The 20826-nt window shown below is 41.4% G+C and carries 17 protein-coding genes and 2 tRNA genes; 6 read left to right on the top strand and 13 right to left on the bottom strand.

The window, feature by feature from the left end; all coding sequences use genetic code 11:
* Positions 1-137: 137 nt before the first annotated feature.
* Positions 138-1622 carry an amidase family protein gene (locus F4V51_RS09610; RefSeq protein WP_153977796.1) on the bottom strand — a complete coding sequence of 495 codons (1485 nt, stop codon included), beginning with the start codon at positions 1620-1622 and terminating at the stop codon, positions 138-140.
* 189 nt (positions 1623-1811) lie between these two features.
* On the opposite strand from F4V51_RS09610, the gene F4V51_RS09605 reads away from it, so the two are divergent.
* Positions 1812-3314 (top strand): hypothetical protein, encoded by a 1503-nt coding sequence (locus F4V51_RS09605; protein ID WP_095288093.1) that lies wholly within the window; start codon positions 1812-1814, stop codon positions 3312-3314.
* Between the two features lie 916 nt (positions 3315-4230).
* Positions 4231-5445, top strand: a complete 1215-nt coding sequence (locus F4V51_RS09600; RefSeq protein ID WP_153977795.1) for a helix-turn-helix domain-containing protein — start codon at positions 4231-4233, stop codon at positions 5443-5445.
* A 636-nt stretch (positions 5446-6081) separates the two neighbouring features.
* Here the strand turns inward: F4V51_RS09600 and F4V51_RS09595 are convergent.
* Both F4V51_RS09595 and F4V51_RS09590 read right to left on the bottom strand, forming a co-directional pair.
* The gene (locus tag F4V51_RS09595) at positions 6082-6555 is read right to left on the bottom strand and encodes an NUDIX domain-containing protein (RefSeq protein WP_162009921.1); all 474 of its coding nucleotides are present in this window, start codon (positions 6553-6555) and stop codon (positions 6082-6084) included.
* A gap of 10 nt (positions 6556-6565) precedes the next feature.
* A complete protein-coding gene (locus tag F4V51_RS09590) occupies positions 6566-7411 on the bottom strand; it encodes an AraC family transcriptional regulator (RefSeq protein WP_153977793.1) in 846 nt (281 codons plus the stop codon).
* Positions 7412-7653: 242 nt separating this feature from the next.
* Between F4V51_RS09590 and F4V51_RS09585 the strand changes: the two genes are divergently transcribed.
* Together F4V51_RS09585 and F4V51_RS09580 are read left to right on the top strand one after the other, a co-directional pair.
* A complete protein-coding gene (locus F4V51_RS09585; RefSeq protein WP_153977792.1) occupies positions 7654-8199 on the top strand; it encodes an RNA polymerase sigma factor in 546 nt (181 codons plus the stop codon).
* A complete protein-coding gene (locus F4V51_RS09580; protein WP_153977791.1) occupies positions 8174-9823 on the top strand; it encodes a DUF4179 domain-containing protein in 1650 nt (549 codons plus the stop codon). The genes F4V51_RS09585 and F4V51_RS09580 overlap by 26 nt, the downstream gene beginning before the upstream one ends.
* 113 nt (positions 9824-9936) lie before the next feature.
* Here the strand turns inward: F4V51_RS09580 and F4V51_RS09575 are convergent, their stop codons facing one another.
* The 4 genes from F4V51_RS09575 to F4V51_RS09560 all read right to left on the bottom strand — a co-directional run bounded on the left by F4V51_RS09575 (position 9937) and on the right by F4V51_RS09560 (position 14565).
* On the bottom strand, positions 9937-10458 hold the full coding sequence (locus F4V51_RS09575) for a MarR family winged helix-turn-helix transcriptional regulator (protein ID WP_095288105.1): 522 nt from the start codon (positions 10456-10458) through the stop codon (positions 9937-9939).
* 48 nt (positions 10459-10506) lie between these two features.
* Positions 10507-11316, bottom strand: a complete 810-nt coding sequence (locus F4V51_RS09570; RefSeq protein ID WP_153977790.1) for an alpha/beta hydrolase — start codon at positions 11314-11316, stop codon at positions 10507-10509.
* A 395-nt stretch (positions 11317-11711) separates the two neighbouring features.
* Positions 11712-11782 (bottom strand) — tRNA-Ser (locus tag F4V51_RS09565).
* Positions 11783-13077: 1295 nt separating this feature from the next.
* Complete coding sequence (locus tag F4V51_RS09560) at positions 13078-14565, bottom strand: outer membrane protein assembly factor BamB family protein (protein WP_236146732.1); 1488 nt, start codon at positions 14563-14565, stop codon at positions 13078-13080.
* Positions 14566-15120: 555 nt separating this feature from the next.
* Here F4V51_RS09560 and F4V51_RS09555 point away from each other — a divergent pair.
* Entirely contained in the window at positions 15121-15702 is a 582-nt protein-coding gene (locus tag F4V51_RS09555) for an Ltp family lipoprotein (protein ID WP_236146731.1), read from the top strand.
* A 1210-nt stretch (positions 15703-16912) separates the two neighbouring features.
* Here the strand turns inward: F4V51_RS09555 and F4V51_RS09550 are convergent.
* The 4 genes from F4V51_RS09550 to nrdR form a co-directional block, all read right to left on the bottom strand.
* Positions 16913-17302 carry a hypothetical protein gene (locus tag F4V51_RS09550; RefSeq protein WP_153977788.1) on the bottom strand — a complete coding sequence of 130 codons (390 nt, stop codon included), beginning with the start codon at positions 17300-17302 and terminating at the stop codon, positions 16913-16915.
* 59 nt (positions 17303-17361) lie between these two features.
* Positions 17362-17517: a hypothetical protein gene (locus tag F4V51_RS09545; RefSeq protein ID WP_153977787.1), complete on the bottom strand. Its 156-nt coding sequence runs from the start codon at positions 17515-17517 to the stop codon at positions 17362-17364.
* A gap of 937 nt (positions 17518-18454) precedes the next feature.
* Positions 18455-18527, bottom strand: a tRNA-Ala gene (locus F4V51_RS09540).
* Positions 18528-18711: 184 nt separating this feature from the next.
* Entirely contained in the window at positions 18712-19179 is a 468-nt protein-coding gene (gene nrdR / locus F4V51_RS09535) for a transcriptional regulator NrdR (protein WP_095288107.1), read from the bottom strand.
* Between the two features lie 113 nt (positions 19180-19292).
* Here nrdR and F4V51_RS09530 point away from each other — a divergent pair, with 113 nt between their 5' ends.
* Positions 19293-19517 carry an alpha/beta-type small acid-soluble spore protein gene (locus tag F4V51_RS09530; protein ID WP_095288108.1) on the top strand — a complete coding sequence of 75 codons (225 nt, stop codon included), beginning with the start codon at positions 19293-19295 and terminating at the stop codon, positions 19515-19517.
* Between the two features lie 150 nt (positions 19518-19667).
* Here F4V51_RS09530 and F4V51_RS09525 read toward each other — a convergent pair whose 3' ends face one another.
* Positions 19668-20231 carry a lytic transglycosylase domain-containing protein gene (locus tag F4V51_RS09525; RefSeq protein WP_095358995.1) on the bottom strand — a complete coding sequence of 188 codons (564 nt, stop codon included), beginning with the start codon at positions 20229-20231 and terminating at the stop codon, positions 19668-19670.
* A complete protein-coding gene (gene coaE, locus F4V51_RS09520) occupies positions 20228-20824 on the bottom strand; it encodes a dephospho-CoA kinase (RefSeq protein ID WP_153977786.1) in 597 nt (198 codons plus the stop codon). Before coaE ends, F4V51_RS09525 begins: the two co-directional genes overlap by 4 nt.
* Positions 20825-20826: the final 2 nt, after the last annotated feature.

The following is a 20826-nucleotide window of genomic DNA, read 5'->3' as shown; positions in this document are numbered from 1 at the left end:
TGATCGCCCTAAACTTTAGAGAGGTTCTGATAACCGCCACCTCCTTAACCTGTGCATCACAAACCTGTTGTGGTTACCGTCTATTGGTGTTAGCTGTAATGTAAATTTCAGATATTTTGTTTGATTGTTCAAACGGATTAGAACTCATCTCTAGGTGCAAAACGGAATTTAGTCGCTTGTTCGTAAGCGTAAGCTAATCGAAAAAGGATCGGCTCACTGTAGGCGGTTCCGACAAACGTAATCCCCTGAGGACCTTTGGTCGTATAGCCATCTTCACCAGCAATACCTGTGTCGATGCACTCACCCGGAACGGTAATTACAGGGTACCCCGCGCGTGCAGACACATCGAGTCCTTCTTCATTGCCCAGGAATATCAGCGCATCTAACTGATGCTCACGAATTGCATGGTCGATGCCTTGGTCCCGGGAAAGCAGACGATTATGCCGCAAGCTCTCTGCGTACACCGGTTCAGACAAGGTACCACTTGTTACGTTCGACCAGATTAGCAAATCCTGTCCATATTTAAGTGCAACACTACTATTTTCCTCATTATATGCGATAAGCTCATCTAACGATTTAACATAAGCATCTGGACCCGCTTGAGCTAAATAATCATTTAATACTTTTTTAAATTCATGTCGCATCACATCCAAATCCCACTTCGCGCTTTCGCAAGGTAATGACACCGGGTCAATGATGATCGCTCCCTGTTCTCTGCATACATTGATAGCTCGTTCGATAACAGCTGCTCGCGCTTCATCCAGATGCTGATAGTAGAAGCGCGGTACGCCAATTCTTGCGCCTCGCAGGCCATTCACATCCAGAAAGGACGTATAATCCGTATAGGCTTTCCGTTCATTGTCATGCATCGCCGCATCATTCGGATCCACAGCGATTATTGTACTGAGCAAAATTGCAGCGTCCTTAACGGAACGTGTCATCGGACCCGCTGAATCTTGGCTGGACGTAAGCGGAATAATCCCTGTACGACTGACCAGACCGATGGTTGGTTTAAGGCCGACAAGGCAATTTTGCGAGGCAGGACTAATAATTGAACCCGATGTTTCTGTGCCCAAGGCAGCAGTACACAGATTGGCGGCGACGGCTGCTGCAGAGCCTGAACTTGATCCCCCAACGAACAACTCTCCAGGACCGTAAGGATTCAACGTCTGTCCGCCCCTTGAGCTGTATCCGGACAACATGGTATTCGACATGAAATTTGCCCATTCCGTCATGTTTGCCTTTCCCAGGAATATGGCTCCGGCCGCTCTTAACTGTGCAGCCACCATAGAATCTGACTTTGCAATATGTTCTGCTAACGCAACCGAACCCGCACTGGTATGCATGTGATCTCCTGTATCGATATTATCCTTGAGCAGGATGGGGATACCATGAAGTGGTCCACGTACTCCCTGTTCCCTCCGTTCCGCGTCAAGCGCAATGGCTTGCTCTATCGCGTCCGGATTGACTTCAATTACCGAATTCAGCTTAGGGTCAATTCTCGTGATCCGATCCAAATACCAACGAACGCAGACCTCCGATGTTAACGATCCGGACTCCATCGCCGACTGTAATGAAACGATGTCCGTCTCTAGTAGAAGTTCATCTAATGTTCTATCCATTTATTAGTCTCCCCTTTTTTTCCAACTACTACTAATGGTTCGACGAGGCTGGCCGTTGTCCTCTAGCCTCATAGAATAGGAAATGGTTTATTTTCCTAAACTAAATCCTTTTCCATGATAATCCCTCAACTAATGGATATGAAGTTATGATATATTTTTAAGGAGAAGTTTTTTTAAGGGAGAATGGTTATGGTTAAACTTTCGCTTTTTGCAATTACCAAGACAATTGAGTGCTTACCGCCAAGAATTGTCGATCATCTATACATGTATGTATACAAGGAAACGACCAGCACCTCAAAAGAGACGTGGCTGTTTGAGCTGATCAAGGAACTCTTAATTCAGAATTTTGGATTTGATACGCCTCATCTGGAAGATCACGTTGAGATTCGGGATAAAAATTATCGCAAAAGACAACAGAGCAAAAAGTATTGGCTCAAGAAATTTAAAGAGGAACTGGATTCGGTGCCAAACAATCCGGTTCTGATTGAGATTAGCTCTTGGAAACTTGCGCTGGAGCAAATGAAAGCATCAAATGCGGGGTTGGATATCGTTGCTGAATCCGAAAGATTGATTGGCGTAAAGGACCTGAATGATTTACCCGCTTTACGCTTGCAACAGATTAGTGAGTGGGCAACCACCAGCTCCACCTACCTCACGGACTATCGTTACTTGTCGAGTAAAAAAACCAATCAGATCAAAAAGGCCATCGACACCGATCTGCACTTTATTGTGGCTGATATTATTGATAAACACGACCTAACCAATGCAGTCGATGTGCAGCCTCATGGCCTGATCGAAGATGTCGTTTTTGCGGAAAAATCAACTAACCTGAAGATCCGAATGGAATTAGATGAAATCACCAACAAACAAACCTATTTTGATGATTATGAGATCAGTGACAATGAGTTCCTGCGCACCATTATCAAGGTGGAGGATGGAGATTTCCTGCTCGCGGATAAAAGCCTTACGAAATCACTGGATGGTACGGATCGGGATATTATTTTCTATGTCCTTTCCCAAAAGGATGAATCCTTTTACACGGATCGGACGATCACGGTTGATATATCCAAGCTGGTCAGCAAAGCTTATAATTCTTCTGGGGTTAAAAACTACGTTGAGATTGAGAAAAGATTGCGTAAAATCAGGTCGTTTGGCTTCCAAGCCGTGATTAAGAAGAAGTCTGAAAAAGCAAGATCCGGTTCTGCCGACTGGTCCATATTTGACTCGGTTGTCATCAACTCCAATCCCAATGGCAGACGTTATGCCGAAATTGTCATCGGTACGTACTTCCACCAGCAATACATTAATCAACAGACCGTCAAAATCTATAGAGACAGCCTCAACTCCATTGAAGGAAACATCTCTAAAATTTTGGTACATGCATTACAGAAAGAGCGTCTGGAGCGGTATGTACAAGGGAACCAATTCATCGATATCTTCCCGCTCAGCTACTTCTTGCGTAAAGTGCGAATGGACAAAAGAAAAACGGAACAAAACATGAAAAAGATCCAGGACGCGCTTGAGGAGTTCAAAAGCCTGAATTTCCTGATTGCCGATTATAAACGACTTCATTCCTCTTTTGAGATCTCGTTTATTCCATTAACACACACGGAAATGCATGACTTTTTCGATCAAGCCGAGCCGCCTATTCAGCTTACCTTTCCTATACAGACTGAACTTATTGGAGAATGAACCTCATTCTCCTATTTTTTTTGCTTATATAGGTTTTCCTGCAGCCCCATCTACCCTGATGATTAGGAATGTTAACTTTTTGTAGTGCTGCTTGATTGAATTTTTATTACTCATTTCTCGTACTGACATTATATTATTACTTTTTTTTCGTACTTCATTTCGTAATAAAAATAAATATCCCTCTGCAGCGCCATTCGTGTGATTCGACTCCATTATTTTATTACGAAAACAACGTACCTGATTTCATTTTCTTACTTTTTACTCGTACTTTAATTAATTATTCACAATATTTAAAGCACTGAAAAGACAGTCTCATTTTTATTACGAAAAACTCGTACTTGGATTCGGTGTTTCAAGCTTGACGCTATAGGGTACCGACCTAAATATTAACGCAATTCTCACTTATTTTTCGTACTTTCTAATAATTATTACTCAAAACTCGTACCTTAATAAAATTATTACCAATTCCACGTACTAAAAAGACCAAAAAAAAGTTCTAGTGGTGTCGAGTACAACCTAAATGCAAGCTTGTAGCCCTATTTTTAATTTTCTAACTTTTTTCTCGTACTATATGTATGGTCTTCAAATTACGTTTCGTTCTTCATTTCTATTTTTATTACGCATTTCTCGTACTTTTCATGGTGTTCCCAATTAAATAGACGGATGCTATAATCTATTTATAGTAAATGGAAAGCTAATAAACATCTCTGTTTAAATAAAAAAAAAGAACCCAACGATATCGTTCTAATAAGTGGATAGTTTGGCGACTGGCACTTATTAAAACCACGAAAAGTCGGGGTCTTGGTCTTGCTTCTTTTTTGATGTGTTCATTATAGCATGTCTTCTAAAAAAACAAAAGCCAAAACCCTTATTTTCCATACCCATTTTTACAGTTGGGAGTTAAGGAGAGGCGCAGATGAAACACCATCCTGATCTATTCGATGCACAGACCCTACATCATGATACTCGTTTGCTTTTCAAACTTAAACTCCTGCTGGGTACCGTTTGCGCATATGGTGGAGAAGTTCCTCTTTCTCAGACCGAACTCGCTAAACGAATGGGTACCTCCACTTATCGAATCCGAATTCTTCTCCACAAGTTAGAACACGAGGGTATTATTCACTACAATAACGCTGGTACATTGTTCTTTGACCGTTATATCTTTGTACGTGATCAAGCGGAAGTTTCACAGGAAACGCTCTATGCCAAAAATTTTGCCTTCTTTACATGCGATGAGTTTTTGTCTGAGGACCGAAATGTTCAACGCTTTGTGCTTCATTACGTTGGCAAAGAGCTTATCTATATTCCAGGCAATTTCCGCTGGGGTTACATTAATGATCTTTATGGGCCAACTGGACTTCTTAATATACGAACGCCAAAAGAAGCGATTACGATTCTTAAGAAGGCTTCCAAATATCTGAAGATCAAAATACATACGGAAAACTTCCAAGTACTGAACGTTCACTCCAAATGGATTGACATGGGTGAAATCTATTCTGAAGGTGCTGAGCTGTGGGTGACCAAACAGCTGATGAAGCATCGTTTTTGTTGTGACTTTATATCCCGGAAAGCGGTTTGGCAAATAGCAAAAGTCATGGAAGATTACTATGCGAAATTTGGATATGAGTATGCAACTGAAATTTTCGACCATGCCCTCTTTAGCATCCAAAATTATAAAAGACGGTCACAGACCTTCTTTAACATGATCTACAGAGAAGATTCTTCCTATATTGTGAATGATGAAAAGAACGAACTGAATGAGATCAGTGCTTATTTTCGGTCCGTTATGGAATCAGCCGAGTTAAACTATGCGGTACAACTATCTGCGGAGCTTGAGCAGATCAAGCAGAAAAAACACATGGCGGAGACCAACCTCTCTGCCAATGATGAGATCTCCATGCTCAATCAAGAACTAATGGAAGCAGCGCATAGCCAACAAGTTAAAGTGTGGGACAAACTTCGTCTCATCCATTCGTGCTGGCTTAATCGTTTCAGACAACATCCGGAATGGTTTATCCAGCATTATTACCGGATCAGAACTCTTCCAGCTCCAATCCTGGAGATCAAAATGGAAATTGAGAAGTATATGAATGGACAAAAAAATACTCGATCTCAAGCGCACATCGTCTAATTTCTATAGGGTTAGATTTATTTGTGCATCCATATGATCCATTTCAGTCTAACTTGTGTTGCAGTGGTTCTACGAAAAAGTAGAATGACTGCTATTTGTTTTTTCTACTTGACCGTTATTGTAAGCTTATCGTTGGATTTAGTAAGATTTGCACTTTAAATGGCGGGATTGAAGTCATCTCATAACTTCCTGTGAATCCCAATTTCGCCACTAAAGCTGTGGATAACGTTTTATCTCATGTGGTTTTGTAGCATAGGTAATGTTTATATTGATTTTGTTCATTTGGATGCATGGATCATTAATGGGTATTTTAATTCATGTCGTGTTGGTTTGTCGTTTCCTGATGTGTACCTTACCGTTATCATTTTGCATAAAAATAAGGGCTTTCCATATCTAAATTTATCCAGATACAGAAGCCCTTATGGATCAAGCCTTTTGAGACACTTTTGTTCCTTGTAAAAAGGTATTAATGAAAGGTGTTAATCTATGGTTTTAAAAAATGGTGTTGACCTAAGATATTGAACTAAGGTGTTGATGAAGGGTATTGAAAGGCTTTGGAACATCTCCATCTTCAAAATATAGAAAACAACATTGAACGGAGTGAACTCCTCTCGCTCCCCTAACTAGAGTAGAACCTTATTCGATATTATCCGCTGTTATTCCATCCTTCAACGTACTTTCCCACCATATTGATGTATCTCCTCTGACAAGCTGTGGGATTAACTTGCGGAAGGGATAAGGCTGCAAATGATGCGCAGCAAGCTCATACACAGACGCCCAATAGAATTCAATATGAGACTCAAGAGATACAGGAGATTGTAACAGATCCAGTTCAGGGACTTTCACTCTGAAAACCTGGTTCATTTCGCAATGTAGCTCCTTATTTTTCTCCCACCGATGCTCTACGGAGCCTAAATATCCATCGATGTAACATGACAGCCCCAGTTCCTCTTCGATTTCTCTTTTTAGGGCATCCGGTGCGCTTTCACCAAATTCAATGTGACCTCCTGGCAAGAACGTATTTTGATGACCAATGGCATGGGCGAGCAGAACCTGATCCTGACTGATTATAATTCCTCTTGCCAGATGATGAAATTTCGAAGTTATCACCTTCACCCCCTTATTTAATCGGTATCCAGATTTGTGGCGCATGATGAGGACCTGCATAAACCTCTAATTCAGGTGTCCCAGCATGCTCATAAGGATTAGATGGGAACCATTCGGAAACAATCTGTTTCCATAGATTTTGCAAGCTCTCAGGCAGAGGCCCCTTTACTTCAAATACACTCCATTTGGAAGCAGGGATGGTGAGGGAGGACAAACCTTCTGGTATTTCACCATGATAAGCTGTACCAATCCAGTACTCCATTTGCTTCCCCTTGATCTCGGTCTGCTCTACACAGACGCCAAGTAATCCTTGAATAGCTCCATTATTCAATGCTATTAAACGATCTTCTGTTCCGTTCGCATAGGCTTCTTCCCACATTTTAGGGATTTCCCGTAAATTCTCTCCATCTGCATAAGAGTAAGCTTGCTTAATTCCAACTAACGTAAATTCAGCCTGTTCAACAATTTTATAATCCATCGGTTCCGCTCCTTTTAAATTTACTTGAATAGCCAAGCGATTATACGATTTAACTGAGGTGCTGCTTTTTCGCACCTCACTTGGTGCAACCCCATGCTGTCTGCGAAAAGCTTTGGAGAAAGATTCAGGAGTGTCATACCCGTATTTATACGCCAGATCAATAATTTTCTGTTCACTCTGTACAAGTTCATGTGCTGCCAGCGTTAATCGTCTCCGCCGTATATACTCGAATACGGTAACATCTGTTAATAGTGTAAACGTACGTTGAAAATAAAAAGGCGAGATATGAGCCTGTGCTGCGATCTGCTCTATTGTTACATTTTCGAGTAGATGTTCTTCGATATACTGTATAGCCTTCTGCAACGATTCAATCCAGTTCATACGGTTGACCACTCCTTGATTTCTATAATAGAGGAATACTTGTTTTGCGGCCTGTCATTATTTGCGTTGATCTGTCCGGTCCGAGTCTTTTTATGGTAACTTTCAATCTGTTCAACTCATGAGCAATCAACCATAATGGATTATCTTAACATGTTCTTTATCAAGAGACAGGATAAAAAAAGTGAATCATTTTCGGCGCTCACTTGTCTATTATATATCCCAACAAGAAAGGAGCAGCGGAAGTGACCGAGCACGAACTCTTCTATTCTTACAACAAGGATGTATATCGTACCTGCTTGTATATGCTCAAAAATATCCAGGATGCCGAGGATGTATGCCATGATGTGTTTGTAACTGTGTTTCGGCAGGACTGGAGAAATGTTACACATCTCAAGGCCTGGATTATGCGAATCGCCATGAATCATTGCCTCAACGTCATTCGTAAGAACAAAGTCAAAAATGACAAACAAGACCATCTGCAGAAGCAGCATGAACACGAGGCTCTTACTAGAGATACGGTCGATGGGATGGTTATGGCTAAGTTATCCTTCGCTGAATTGGAACAGCAATTGCGCCAATTGCCTGACAAGCTGCGAAGTGTTGTAACCCTGCGATACATTGGTGATCTATCTGTTGTGGAAATCTCGGAAATTCTCAATATACGTCAGGGTACCGTTCGATCCAGATTGCACAAGGCTCTTAAATTGATGCGAAAGAAACTGGAGTACTATGAGAAGGTTAACATGAGAGGAGAGAACCGTTTTGAATACAGTAGAATCCAAAGTTAAGAATCACATGAAACATTCAGACCACATTGAATATCCGGATTTTGATAAGATGTTTAACAGCATACAGATGGACGAGCTTCGGGTAGCAGATCAGCTCAAGGAAAGATCACAGCGCGGTAAGACGAAAGTTGCTATTGTCCTGGGTGTATCTGTAGCGGTAATGGCCACTCCGGTATATGCAGCTTTTCAATATGATTGGAGTGATGTCCTCTCCCATAAGTCCGGAATTGAGTCAGCTCTCCAAGCGGGATATGGTCAGTCTATTGAACAAAGCGTCACAGCTCACGGAGTCACCTTAACGGTGCATAACGCTTTTGTGGATGATAACCGAACCGTCCTTCTCTATACGATCAAACCCGGCATGGAAACAGACGGAGCAGAAATCAGATATGATCAGATCGTTTTGAAAGACAGTGAGGGTAAGCCTATTGAAGGACACTATTATCAACAATGGAACGAAGAGCAAGGTGTGTATCAGGGATACTTCGAAACGGACTGGGTGATGTCTGAGAACCAATCCAATCTACAATTCTCCATTACAGGTGTTCGATATTTGCAAGACATTCAGGAGGACATTACACTCGATCCCAAGGACACGAATACTCAGAAATTTAATATACAAAAGGACGGAATCGAAACGGTAGAAGTACAATCCTTCCGGCACACGGAAGATCAAATCATGATTCGTTCCAACGTGACTTTTACAGATACGGCGTTGAAGGAACAGACTTGGGCCAGAATCACAGCCTATGATCCAAATGGGAACATGCTTAAAGAAACCGAAAGCCCAGTCTTCGGTACCGAAGGTGCAACCGGAGCATACTCCAGCACGCAAATATTTTACGAACAGCAGTTCAAAGAGAGAGCAGATCATTTCACCTTCACATATACACATGAGAAAGAGCGAACAGATGGAATCTGGAACGTCGAACTCTCCTTGTCTAAACAGCAAATGGAAACAGGTTCAGTTAAGAAAGAAATGGATATTCCACTGCAGTCATTGGATGGAGAGGCTAAAATCAGTGGAGTAGTGGTGACACCAACCCAGATTCGCTTAACTATTGATCACCAAGAAGACTACTACAGACTGCCTTATCGGACGTATCAGTTGGAAGTGGACGGCAGAGTGTTGGAAGGATACGTTTCCCTCGAAGGCACGTTGAATCCCAACCAGACTGAACTGCGATTTGAGCAGTCCGCCTCGTCTCTCATGGATGTTAATTCTGTGGCCAACAAACCGATAACCTTCATTGCGAAGGACCGAGTTGATGAGCACGCTGGTGACCAGACGTCTATTCGTCTAACGAATATTTCGACTCAGCCACAAACGGTAACAAGGGAGTACGAAGGGTTCCTTATTAACTGGACTTATTATCTCAAGGATGGGAACCTGTACGTTGGGATGTCCAGCCCTGAGTCTACATTTGGCGGGATCAACCAAACGTATTTTCTTGATGCGGGAGAAAAGCAATATCTGACGCCGCTGTATTTCAACGATAGTGATAATAAACATACAGAAGTGTTCCAAGATTTTAAGGGTAAAGACATTGATCTTTATGTATCGAACTATACAACGAAGAAACCGGATGGAGATTTACGAATTCCACTTCATAGCACTAAATAGTAACCAAACCTTAACCAAGATGAAAAAACGATTGCGCAGAAAAATGCCCTTGTTCAAGGGCATTTTTCTTATTCCTATTCTAAGCTATACATTTACATCGATAATCCTAGAATTTAATCGCTGCCCGGATCAATTTTAATGAGTTTGCGCGGTTCCTGTTCCTTCTCACCATACCAAACCAGCACATCGGCGAACAGATCCATAATGCGAATAAAACTCTCCTTGTCGGCTGTTGAAATTTGGTCAGCATGCTTAAAGATATCGTCAAAGCAAAGCTCACGGACAAATTCAGTGTACTTTGCATATACTTCGCGCCCTTTCGCCGAAGGTTTGACATAAATATCTTTGCGGTTACCGCTTAAATGATATTTTTCGAGCAAGCCTTTTTCCGTCAGATTCTTCACATTTTTGGAAAATGTACTGCGGCTAACGCCCAAACGTGCGGCCATCTCTGACATTTTCTCCTCCTTATCCTCTGCTTCCAGAATATATTCCAGGGTCTGGATCTGAGAGGCGGAGAACATCATGTCCGTACCATAGCTTCGCTGCAGCTTATAGGTGTTCGAATATGCATTACCGTACTTGATAATTTTCTCAATCAGCGTCCGATGGTCGCCCATCCAATCTAATTTCATGAGTAATCCCTTTCATATTTAGATTCTCTTTCCTTTACTCTACTGAAATTAGATATGTTTTTCAATCCATGTAATTGCTTCTTCTATGACTTCATGTCTAGTCGGTTCATTAAATATTTCATGCATGAGATGTGCATAGATCTTCAATGTTTTGTCAGTGGAGGCAATGTCACCGTAGAATTCACGTGAATCCAGTTCGCTCACCAGCCCATCGTTTGCTCCATGCAGAACGAGCACCGGGTCCACAAACTGCTTGGCATGTTCTTTTAACCACGCCACGCCGTTCCCCAGGCTATTAAAAAGATCCACAGAAATTTGTTTTTCTACCAGTGGGTCACTTGCGTAAGCGGATACAACCTCAGGGTCACTACATACGCCACTGCCAAGCTCGTTCGGGAAATACGTCCCTGTAGGAAGATCAAGCGGCAGCTCACCAGCAACCTTCGTATTGTAACGGGTAAGTGCTCCTGATAAAACAATACCTTTGACCTTGCCTGGATATTTCGTGCCAAATGATGAGGTTGCAAATCCGCCCATGCTATGTCCAATAACGAATACTGGAAGGCCATTGCTCTCTTGCAAAGCCCTATCAACTACGACATTCACATCCTCGATGAGTTGGTGAAAATCACTGTAGAATGTACGCTTTCCTTCAGATCTCGCATGACCACGATGGTCGAATCGATATACGTTACACCCTCGTTTGTTTAAGTGCATCGTCAACTCATCATAACGCCCGGCATGCTCACACAACCCATGAACAATGACCACGGCTGCCTTCGCCTCTTCGACTGTATCCTTGCTGAAATATAGCTGTGTTCCGTCAAATGATTTAATCGTTGTCTCACTGTGGTTCATATTCATCCCATCCTTTTCATGGTGCTCAAGCATCCAAGAGATCACATCATTGAGCTTTGAGCACATTTAGTTAGCATTGTCATGTCCACTTTACAATGAAATTTAGTATCCTATGAAGATTATATTGTTTCTTACAGAAACAATATAACATCAGTTTTGCGTTATTGTCCATCAAATTTTTAAGCGTTTACATAAAAATTAAAAAGGGATTTATGCACTGAGCAGAGCCATTATCAATGTAGACTCCGCCCAGTTTTTTTAATGCCCTTCGTCTCAAGTTTACTGTGCGATCCATTTTTGGGAGTAAGATAATATGAGCATTTTGGCTACAGACACGGGTAAAAGAAATCCATAAAAAGCAAAAAACCTCTTGGTATCCAAGAGGTTTTCGAGTATGGAGCCTAGGGGGATCGAACCCCTGACCTCATCGCTGCCAGCGATGTTGGAGACAAAGAACAACTCTTCCTCAATTCCTAAAAATACTGGTACATCAATGTTTTTTCTAATACCAATGGCTTTAAGTGGACTGCTTTCTTTGCTTAAACGTGAATTCTGTCCCCGATCCGTCCCCAACTTGACCCCGGCATAAGCTGGGGTCTTTTCATTTGAAAGACAGCTTATTATTATAATTAATCACTGTAGTTCGATAAAGAAAATCCGTCAGTTCTTTCCTGACGGATTTCATACCAGAGAAGAGATTAGTAGCTTTATATTCTTACGCTGATAATTTCGTCTATTTTAATGAAGCGGTAACTTTCCATGCCCCAGACTAGTTTGATTTCCTTCAAGTATGTATTTACCGTTGATACGATTCCTTCATTTATTTTGTCCTCTACAGAAAGACTTTGATAAGGATACGTAGGCGCCGGTTATAAGAGTCGATCAGCGCGCGTTGGATCAACTGTACCTCTTGTTCATCCATTATGGGCTTTTTCTTCTTAACTAACTGCTCCTGTTGCGTTAACAAGCCTCTTTGTGCTCCGGTAGAATCAGTCGTGAAGATTCAAACAAGCCGTTATCAATCAACTTTTTGGCCATTGCTGATTCCCTCCTTAATATTCTGTCCAATAACTCAGATCGCTTGGTCGAGTAGGTGGAATGATTGGAGGTTTAGTCTGCTCAGATTCTCGCTCCCATCCCTCCAAAATAACGGTATTAGCTGTGTCTGACTTGTCTTCCCACGATATGTAATTACCTGCAATGTGCCCGTTTAAAGCGGCCAAGAATGTCAGCCTTGTTTCTTCCTGTCTTTATCGTTAATTCATGGAGTGTAGGGAATCTTCTCCTTACCCCACTGTAGTTATATAAAATTCTCAGCACTTTCCTTTCGTATCATTTAGAATCTGGCATTTCCCCTATACTGTTATTTTAAATTGGATAACGTGCCAGTAATCCAGATTCGCGGAATGTACGTGGCTGGCCAGACAGAAGATTATCAGCTTTAATTATCCCTGACCGTATGCTTTTGACTCGGATGCGGCGTTTTGTTATCTTACCTGATTGATCTTGATATATGATTTCCACCAACCAACCCAAGTATTTTACGGGCATGTTCATCCCTACAACAAATAGAACACTTGTTCGTTTTGCTTATTATATGCGAATATTTGTTCGTTATTCAACAAAAAAAATACCCAGTCATTTGACTAGGTACATCTTTATATCAGCACTTTAAACAAAACGTAATTAATACCACTCAGTTAATAATATAATGTAAGTTTCCACTTTAGAGTGGAGGCATATTGAAATTTAGCACAAATTCTAGTACTCATTTATTTCAAAAGTAATAATTTTATCATATAGAATATAGTCTTTTCTTTGCTTGAATGGTCCTAAATTATTACTATGCTTATCGATAGCAAAAGTAATATTCCCAATTCCCCCAGATTTAGATTCGTACCAATTGACAAAAGCATTAACCTCACTCATTGATAGGTCATATTCTCTTTCTACACCGTTTTGAAGCATAATAACTAGCAAGGCCCTCCCACTAGATGGAATTTCAGGTTCGACAGGAATCTCCGTTTCCGGGTCTTCAGAGTCTTGCTTTACTTTCCCTCCAATCGCATATAAAATGCCATTGTTTGCATGGGCATATATAGTTCCATCTTCGGCAATCGCAGGAGAATTAAATGCTGATCCTTCTATACTTAAGGACCAGATTAGCTTTCCGTTTTTATCTATAGCATTAGCAGCACTCTGACTGAAAAAAAACACATCGCCGTTCTTATCAACTATAGGAGAAGAATTGATACCATAGTTCGTATTATATACCCACTTAATCGTCCCGTCTGAGTTAAGAGCATATAGATTCTTTGTCGCATTAACCACGTATATCGTACCATCATGAGATACGACTGGATCAACTATATTAGCACTCGTCGAAGCAGCATCTGCTTTAAAACTCCATTTCATAGTTCCAGTAGGATCTATAGCGTAAGTATACCCAAGCCTATCACTTGCATAGATCGTACCATCTACGGATACTGCTGGAGCTGTGTTATTGGAGTTCGAAGGTAAACCATACTCCCAGTTTTTTTGTCCTGTTTCAGCATTAAAAGAGTATAGAGATCCAGCTGTACCATTCCCAGCTTTAAATACTAGGGATCCAGTTTTAGTGAGAATAGGATAGCTCCCTCGACTATAATTATGGCTCGCTTTCCATTTAAGCGTACCATTAGGGTAGTAAGCTGCTACTCTCATCGGGCCGACTAGATAATAAACACCTTTATCATCTATTGCTATTTGGGTAGGATATGCTTCACCAAACTTAGTCTCAGTACCAATACCATCATTTAAATTAATAGATTTGAGCTTGTCTGCCCCCATAATAATAAGTTTATCTTCTTTATTGATTACTGGAGAGCCCATAGTCATTTCATCGTTTGTATTGTATACCCATTTAAGCGTTCCGTTAGGATTAATAGCCTGTATTGAATACTTAGGATCTCCTCCTATAAAACTCTTAGTTATTACAGAACCGTTCTCATCTAATATTAGGGATGCATTACCTGGTGCTGGTGTTGTATAACTCCATTTTATGTATACATCCTCGGTTACACCTGCAAATCTAGAATTTCTATCCCAGTTAAAAGAAGTAGGTTGCATTGCATCAGTATCATACGCACCTGACTGGTAGCCACTTCCCTGAACAAATGGGGTAGAAGCAGCATGAGTTGGGGGTATTAAGAAAAACATTCCCGATAAAACCAAACTTGCAAAAGACATTAAGATTTTTTTAGAAAACAAAGAAATCCACCTCTCAGAGAATTATTTAAATCTGATGATCTGGTATTACTCTCATAAATTTTGATAGTATCAAAATCATTAACATGTATAATATCGGAGAGTATTTCAAAAATATTAATAACCCTATATAAAAATATCTAAATAGTTCCATAATTCTGAGAAAAGCATTCATTTGAACACGCCAAAAAGCGACTCTCTCCTAGATTAGGTTAAAACCGCTAATGTTTGTTTTCGTTTTTCTCAATTAAGTGCTACGTAATATTCCATTGTTTAATTCCATTGAATCCAACTCCAACTATTTAACATTACACCTTTCAACCATCCCCCTCTTTAATTTCTTATAATTAAGTATTTCATTCATGTTAGTGAAAGATTTCAAAATGTCTTAACAAAATAAACCTCTACTAGAACAACATAGCAGAGGCTTGACCGATCCTTTCGGGTTTAGTTATATAGTTAACCCATATCGACATTTTTGTAATTGTTCCAAAATATCTAGAAACATTTACCTAGGTCTGATAGACTATCTTTATCTATTACATAGGAGGAAGTACCTTGAACAAGAAACCGATTTATAAGAAGTGGTGGTTTTGGATTGCTATCGTAGTTTTTATCGGAGTGATCGGTAATCTCGGCGAGAAAGAAACTCCAGCCAACGAACCTACTGCCCAAGCAGTATCCCAGCAATCCCAAAAAGAAGATTCATCAACTGAACAAACAACTGCAGACAAAGAGCAAGCAGAGGCCGATAAAAAAGCTGCAGAAGAACAGGAAGCGAAAGATGCAGCTGCAGCTAAAGAATTGGCTAAAAAGGAAGCCGAGGCCAATAGTATTCCACGGGAACATAGAGCGGCATTGCAATCGGCTCAATCCTATGCAAAAATGATGTATATGTCCAAGCAAGGAATCTATGATCAATTGACCTCAGAGTATGGAGAAAACTTCCCGAAGGAAGCCGCTCAATACGCTATTGACAACCTCCAAATCGATTGGAAAGAAAATGCATTAAAATCGGCACAGAATTATGCAGAGAGCATGAATATGTCAGATTCCGCTATTTATGACCAATTGACTTCTGAGTACGGAGAAAAATTTACGAAGGAAGAAGCTCAATATGCGGTAGATAATTTAGAATAGCAAAGACACAGTGTCAGTGTATCCTGGGAAAAGAATATCGGCCCGGTTCAGTATAAAGTATCCAATGTATCATTCCGGATTCAAAATACACGTGTTCATGAAGGCTCTGAGGTCCGAAAAGGCCGTGTATAACAAATTGTACATGATATTAATATATCCACGGTAATCAAGAAACTTTTCAAACAAAAAGGTCCTACAGTCACACATGACTGATAGGATCTTTTCATGTGAAATTCAATCGAAGGAGGATCAATTTTGATAGAAACGCGACACCGGTAATTTCAAGATATCAAATGAGATGAAATATAATATAATTATCCATGGTTGAAAATTATTATTATACATCGGCCTTGTCATATCTGCTTATCTAACTATTGGTTTTCCTATAGAAGAGGAATCATTTTATGCAATCTTACCGTAGCTCTACTTGTTCTCTACAATGTTAATAGGACTCAGAAAAAGAATTATAAAAATGAGACAAAAAATTCAAGCGATGCAAGAACAAAGGTCGCTGATTAGTTAATTGAATGTCTCGCCACTTTCAAAACGTGGACGGTAGAACTGAGATGTGAAAGAATAAAAGGTTACACCTGAAGCAAATTCAAATTTAGTATATACTTTCAAAGAGCATTCAACTAAGCTTACATCAATTATGTTTAAGAGACAGGAAACCATTGAATACTATGAGTCCCTATCTGAAAACATATAGGGGCATCAATTGTTGTTTGAACTAGAGATAATATTAGAGAATTTTCAGAAAAAAATTATTACAATTAGTTTTGTACGGGGATTTATTCAAAATTCGAAATTTTAAAGATCTAACCATATTAGAAAAAGTAAAGGAACGTGGTATAAGGTGACGTTGCACTGATTCGATGATTAACGCACTCAATAATGTATTTTCCATCGAAATAGCCCAGTCTTTTATATTTATGGTCAATCCTGCCGCATATGTCCAGAGAGCGTGAGGCGCCCACGCCCCGCCTTCTTGTTTTGCTCTCGAAAACTGTTTTTTGCCAGCCTATTGGCCTTGGCTACCGACTCGACACTTCTATTGACTTGAAGCATAGGCAAATTTCCTCATTCGGTAGTTTGTATCCCCCTTAACGGTCTTCGCCGCTTCTTTCTTGCTTTTCGGAATTGTCTACACCACTTCACAGCTTCCATAGGCCGCATCTTCACTATTAGAGTCAAAATCATAGGATGTACATTACCTTTCCCCATAAACGATATCAAAGGCATCTGCTGCCTTTTCAAACTTTTCCTCGTTGAATAAAACAAGCTTGGCCCATCTGATCTTAAGGGTAATTTCCTCTTTCACAGCAATACCAAGCAAGAATTCAAGGTCCGTCTGTTCCGTTTGATCCAATCGCTCACAAGACGGATTCGAAGATACTTCGTACACCAAATCAAGCTTTGCACGTTTTGCATCTCGGCAGCAACCGTCTTGAGTTGCACGTTTTCCCCATGACGTTGAACTCTTCTCCTCCTTTGATTTATTCCCTTCAACGGGAAGAGCACTCGCTTCCATCGTGACCGTATCCGGTATACCACCATATGTGAATGACTTCAGATAGAATTTTCCGTAAGGGAGCTTCAATTTCTCACCCTGCTTGTCTCAATGATAGTTCAGAATCTCCGCTCTAATCTCATTGCCCATCACCGGCACCATTCCTTAATCCATTCCCGGTCCCGATCATCCACTGTCATCGTGATGTCGTCTGCCTGGCCGGAATAGCCTTCATTGTTATTAAAGTTCATCAGGTAAGGAGCAAAGTCCTTATTTACGTCTTTGCCTTTAAACTGAAGCCACACCGCCGCATAACGCCCTTCTGTACCAGATTACTCATCGTCTACCCTCCAAGATGGCAGCGTTCTCGATGTCTGCGCTTCAATATATTATACATTCAATTTCACGCCTGCCGTGAAAATCACGGTGTGAATATGATTGAGATTGACATACATCGGGAGTGGGCATGGCATTACAACTGCCTGTCACCTTATAAGCAATTCCGTCCCAGGTCTATCCTTGAATAGTTCGATAAGTCGTTATCCTACCAGGCTCCTCCTCTGACTATCCCTTTCTATTTGGTGCAACATACTTTTCAGCTCGTTTATTCCCAGGGTCTGAGCCTTTACTTGGCTAGAATCTACGCCAGCAATATCATAGCTAGTCGAGAATACAATTTAAATATCAGAAGATCCTGCAAGCACTCCGCTTTCTCTCCCCATAATCCTATTGTAAGCCCTGTGACCTCGGTTTGTTGTTCAACGGTATAGCGATTTCTGGACCCGCTTCACCGAATATGGATGGCTCCCTTGCTATTCCGCCATCGGCGTATTGTTTCATTGGTGTGCTGCTAATCTTGGTTAAAAGATCTTGTGTTGTTAGCAGTTTTCCAATAGTCTGATAAGTCGCAACAATGTTAATTATCTTTTCTGATAGAATCAGATCCATCGTCGCGTTTACTTTTCAGTCAAGATAATGGTTTACGTCATACCACTGCAACTTACTTGATGAGTAAGAACGTACCAATGAAACAAATCTAAGAACCGGAAATATGTATACACATGCAATTGAAAAATTGAACCGTGATGCTGTTCAGACTTTTAATCAATTCAAACAAAATAAAAGGCTTGTCCCCAATCCGTTCCCAATGGAAGTAAAAAATGTAGTAAGTCATTTTTAAAAGCTTCTATAAAAAAAGAAAAAACCCTTACTGTACCAAGGGTTTCAAGAGTTTAATTTGAATGGAGAATAGGGGGCTCGAACCCCTGACCTCGTCGCTGCCAGCGACGCGCTCTCCCAGCTGAGCTAATTCCCCACATATATATACACTTGTCCGCTTCTGCGAAGTTTCACAGGCGACTTCTATATCATATAAAATGCAGCTTTAGCTGTCAATAACTTTTTTAGAACGCAAAGTGTTTGGAGAAGAACAACCTCTGTACAGACAAGAACACTCATAATTACAAGCCCAGACTGCTCTTCTCCCTTAATCCACTTCTTTAATCGTCGAGATCCTCTTTGGACAATAACGATTTCAGTTCTTTCATGAACATATTGATGTCTTTGAATTGGCGATACACGGAAGCGAACCGCACATAGGCCACTTCATCAACCGGGAACAACTGCTCCATCAACAGCTCGCCAATCTGGCGGCTTTCCACTTCAGCTTCTGCAGTGTTACGCAGTGACTTCTCTACCTCGGAAACCATCATCTCGAGCGTCTCTACAGAGACTGGACGTTTCTCACAAGCACGGATAAGGCCACGGAGAATTTTGTCGCGACTAAACTCTTCACGGCTGCCATCTTTCTTGATGACAATCAGCGGTGTCTCTTCAACCATTTCAAACGTTGTAAAACGGCGACTGCACTGCTCGCACTCACGACGACGGCGGATGGATTTTGATTCATTAGCAGGCCTAGAATCCAGCACTTTTGTACCCAGATAGGCGCAATAAGGACATTTCAACTTAGATCACTTCCCATGTTTTTCTTTTACCATAAATTCCCTGTCACTTCTAGTTATGAAAATTGCATTGAAGACACATAATACTTTTACCAACCGCGAGGAGGTGAACAGCAATGGCCCAAAACAGCAACGGTAACTCCAACAACTTGGTAGTAACTCGCGCTTCCGCAGCACTGGAGCAATTGAAATATGAAGTTGCTCAAGAACTCGGAATCAGCATCCCACAAGACGGATACCAAGGTAACATGACTTCTTACGAGAACGGTTCGATCGGTGGATACATCACGAAACGTCTGGTAACAATTGCAGAACAGCAATTGGCAGGTCAATACCAATAATATCTGCTTTGTAATACGTTTGACAGAGGAGCATGGAGCGGCCGGTGAATAACCGGCCTGCTCTGTGCTTCTACTATTAAATAAGACATACGATATCAAAATTCAAACCGATTGTACTCTAGACTACCGCGTAATCCAAGCAATCAGCCATTAGAACGTATTATAGATCTTTACATACTGATTATAATAATAAATGACTCGTTGTACATAGTGCCGGGTTTCTCCAAAAGGAATATCCTTGACTGTCTCGAACGAGCCGTCCCAGACACCATCTCTGATCCATCCACTTACTTTGCCTGGTCCGGCATTGTAAGCGGCAATCATGGCCGTCTCATTTCCGTCAAACTGTTCTGAGAGGTTACGCAGATACCATGTCCCAAGCTGAATGTTCCTGCCCGGTTCATGCTTCAGTTCTTCTAACGAGGTCCCGGGAATTTTGGCCTGCTCCATGATCCAGTTGGCCGTATCCGGCATCAGCTGCATCAACCCGATGGCACCTCTTCTGGATTCCTTGCTTGTCTTGAAATTGGTTTCCACCTTGATGATGGAAGCGATAAGGAAAGGGTCTACCTCATAGCTCTGAGACTGCGCACGAATCTCTTCCTTGTAATGAATCGGATAAAACCACGCCATCCAGTTTGTATTCAGGAACAGCACCAAAACAAATGATACAAACATCAACAGCAGTACCCGTTTCTTGCGCAATAACTTCATATCAGACCCTTATGATGCAAAAATGAAATAACCTGCTGCTCCGTCTCCGACCATAAGCCGCTGTTGTCAATGACCACGTCAGCACGCTGCTTCTTATGTTCAATATCCATCTGCGCGTTAATACGGGCGTCAGCCTGTTCCTCTGTCATGCCATCCCGGCTCATCAGCCGCTCCCGCTGCACGGATCTTGGAACGTAAACAACGACAACCTCATCAAATCCTTTTTCCAGACCGGATTCAAACAATAAAGGTATATCCGATACCACAAGCTTGTCCGGATAGGCCTCTTCATATGCAGCAGCACGTTCCCGCATCTCCTGGCGAATAGCCGGATGTGTTATTGCCTCGAGGGCTTTACGCTCATCGGGATTTTGAAACACAATGCTGCCCAGCTTTTTCCGGTCCAGTGTCCCGTCTTCATTTAATATGGCTTGTCCAAACCGCTGAACAGCGGCAGCCAAAACAGGATGCCCGGGCATCATGACCTCCCGGGCAATCACGTCTGCATCAATCAGCAGCGCTCCCTTACTGGCAAGAAGGGCGGAAACACTGCTCTTTCCCGTTGCGATCCCGCCGGTTAAGCCAATATTCATCG

Origin of the sequence: Paenibacillus xylanilyticus (assembly GCF_009664365.1) — a bacterium.
Lineage (GTDB): Bacteria > Bacillota > Bacilli > Paenibacillales > Paenibacillaceae > Paenibacillus > Paenibacillus xylanilyticus_A.
This window is presented reverse-complemented; position numbering and strand designations above follow the sequence as displayed.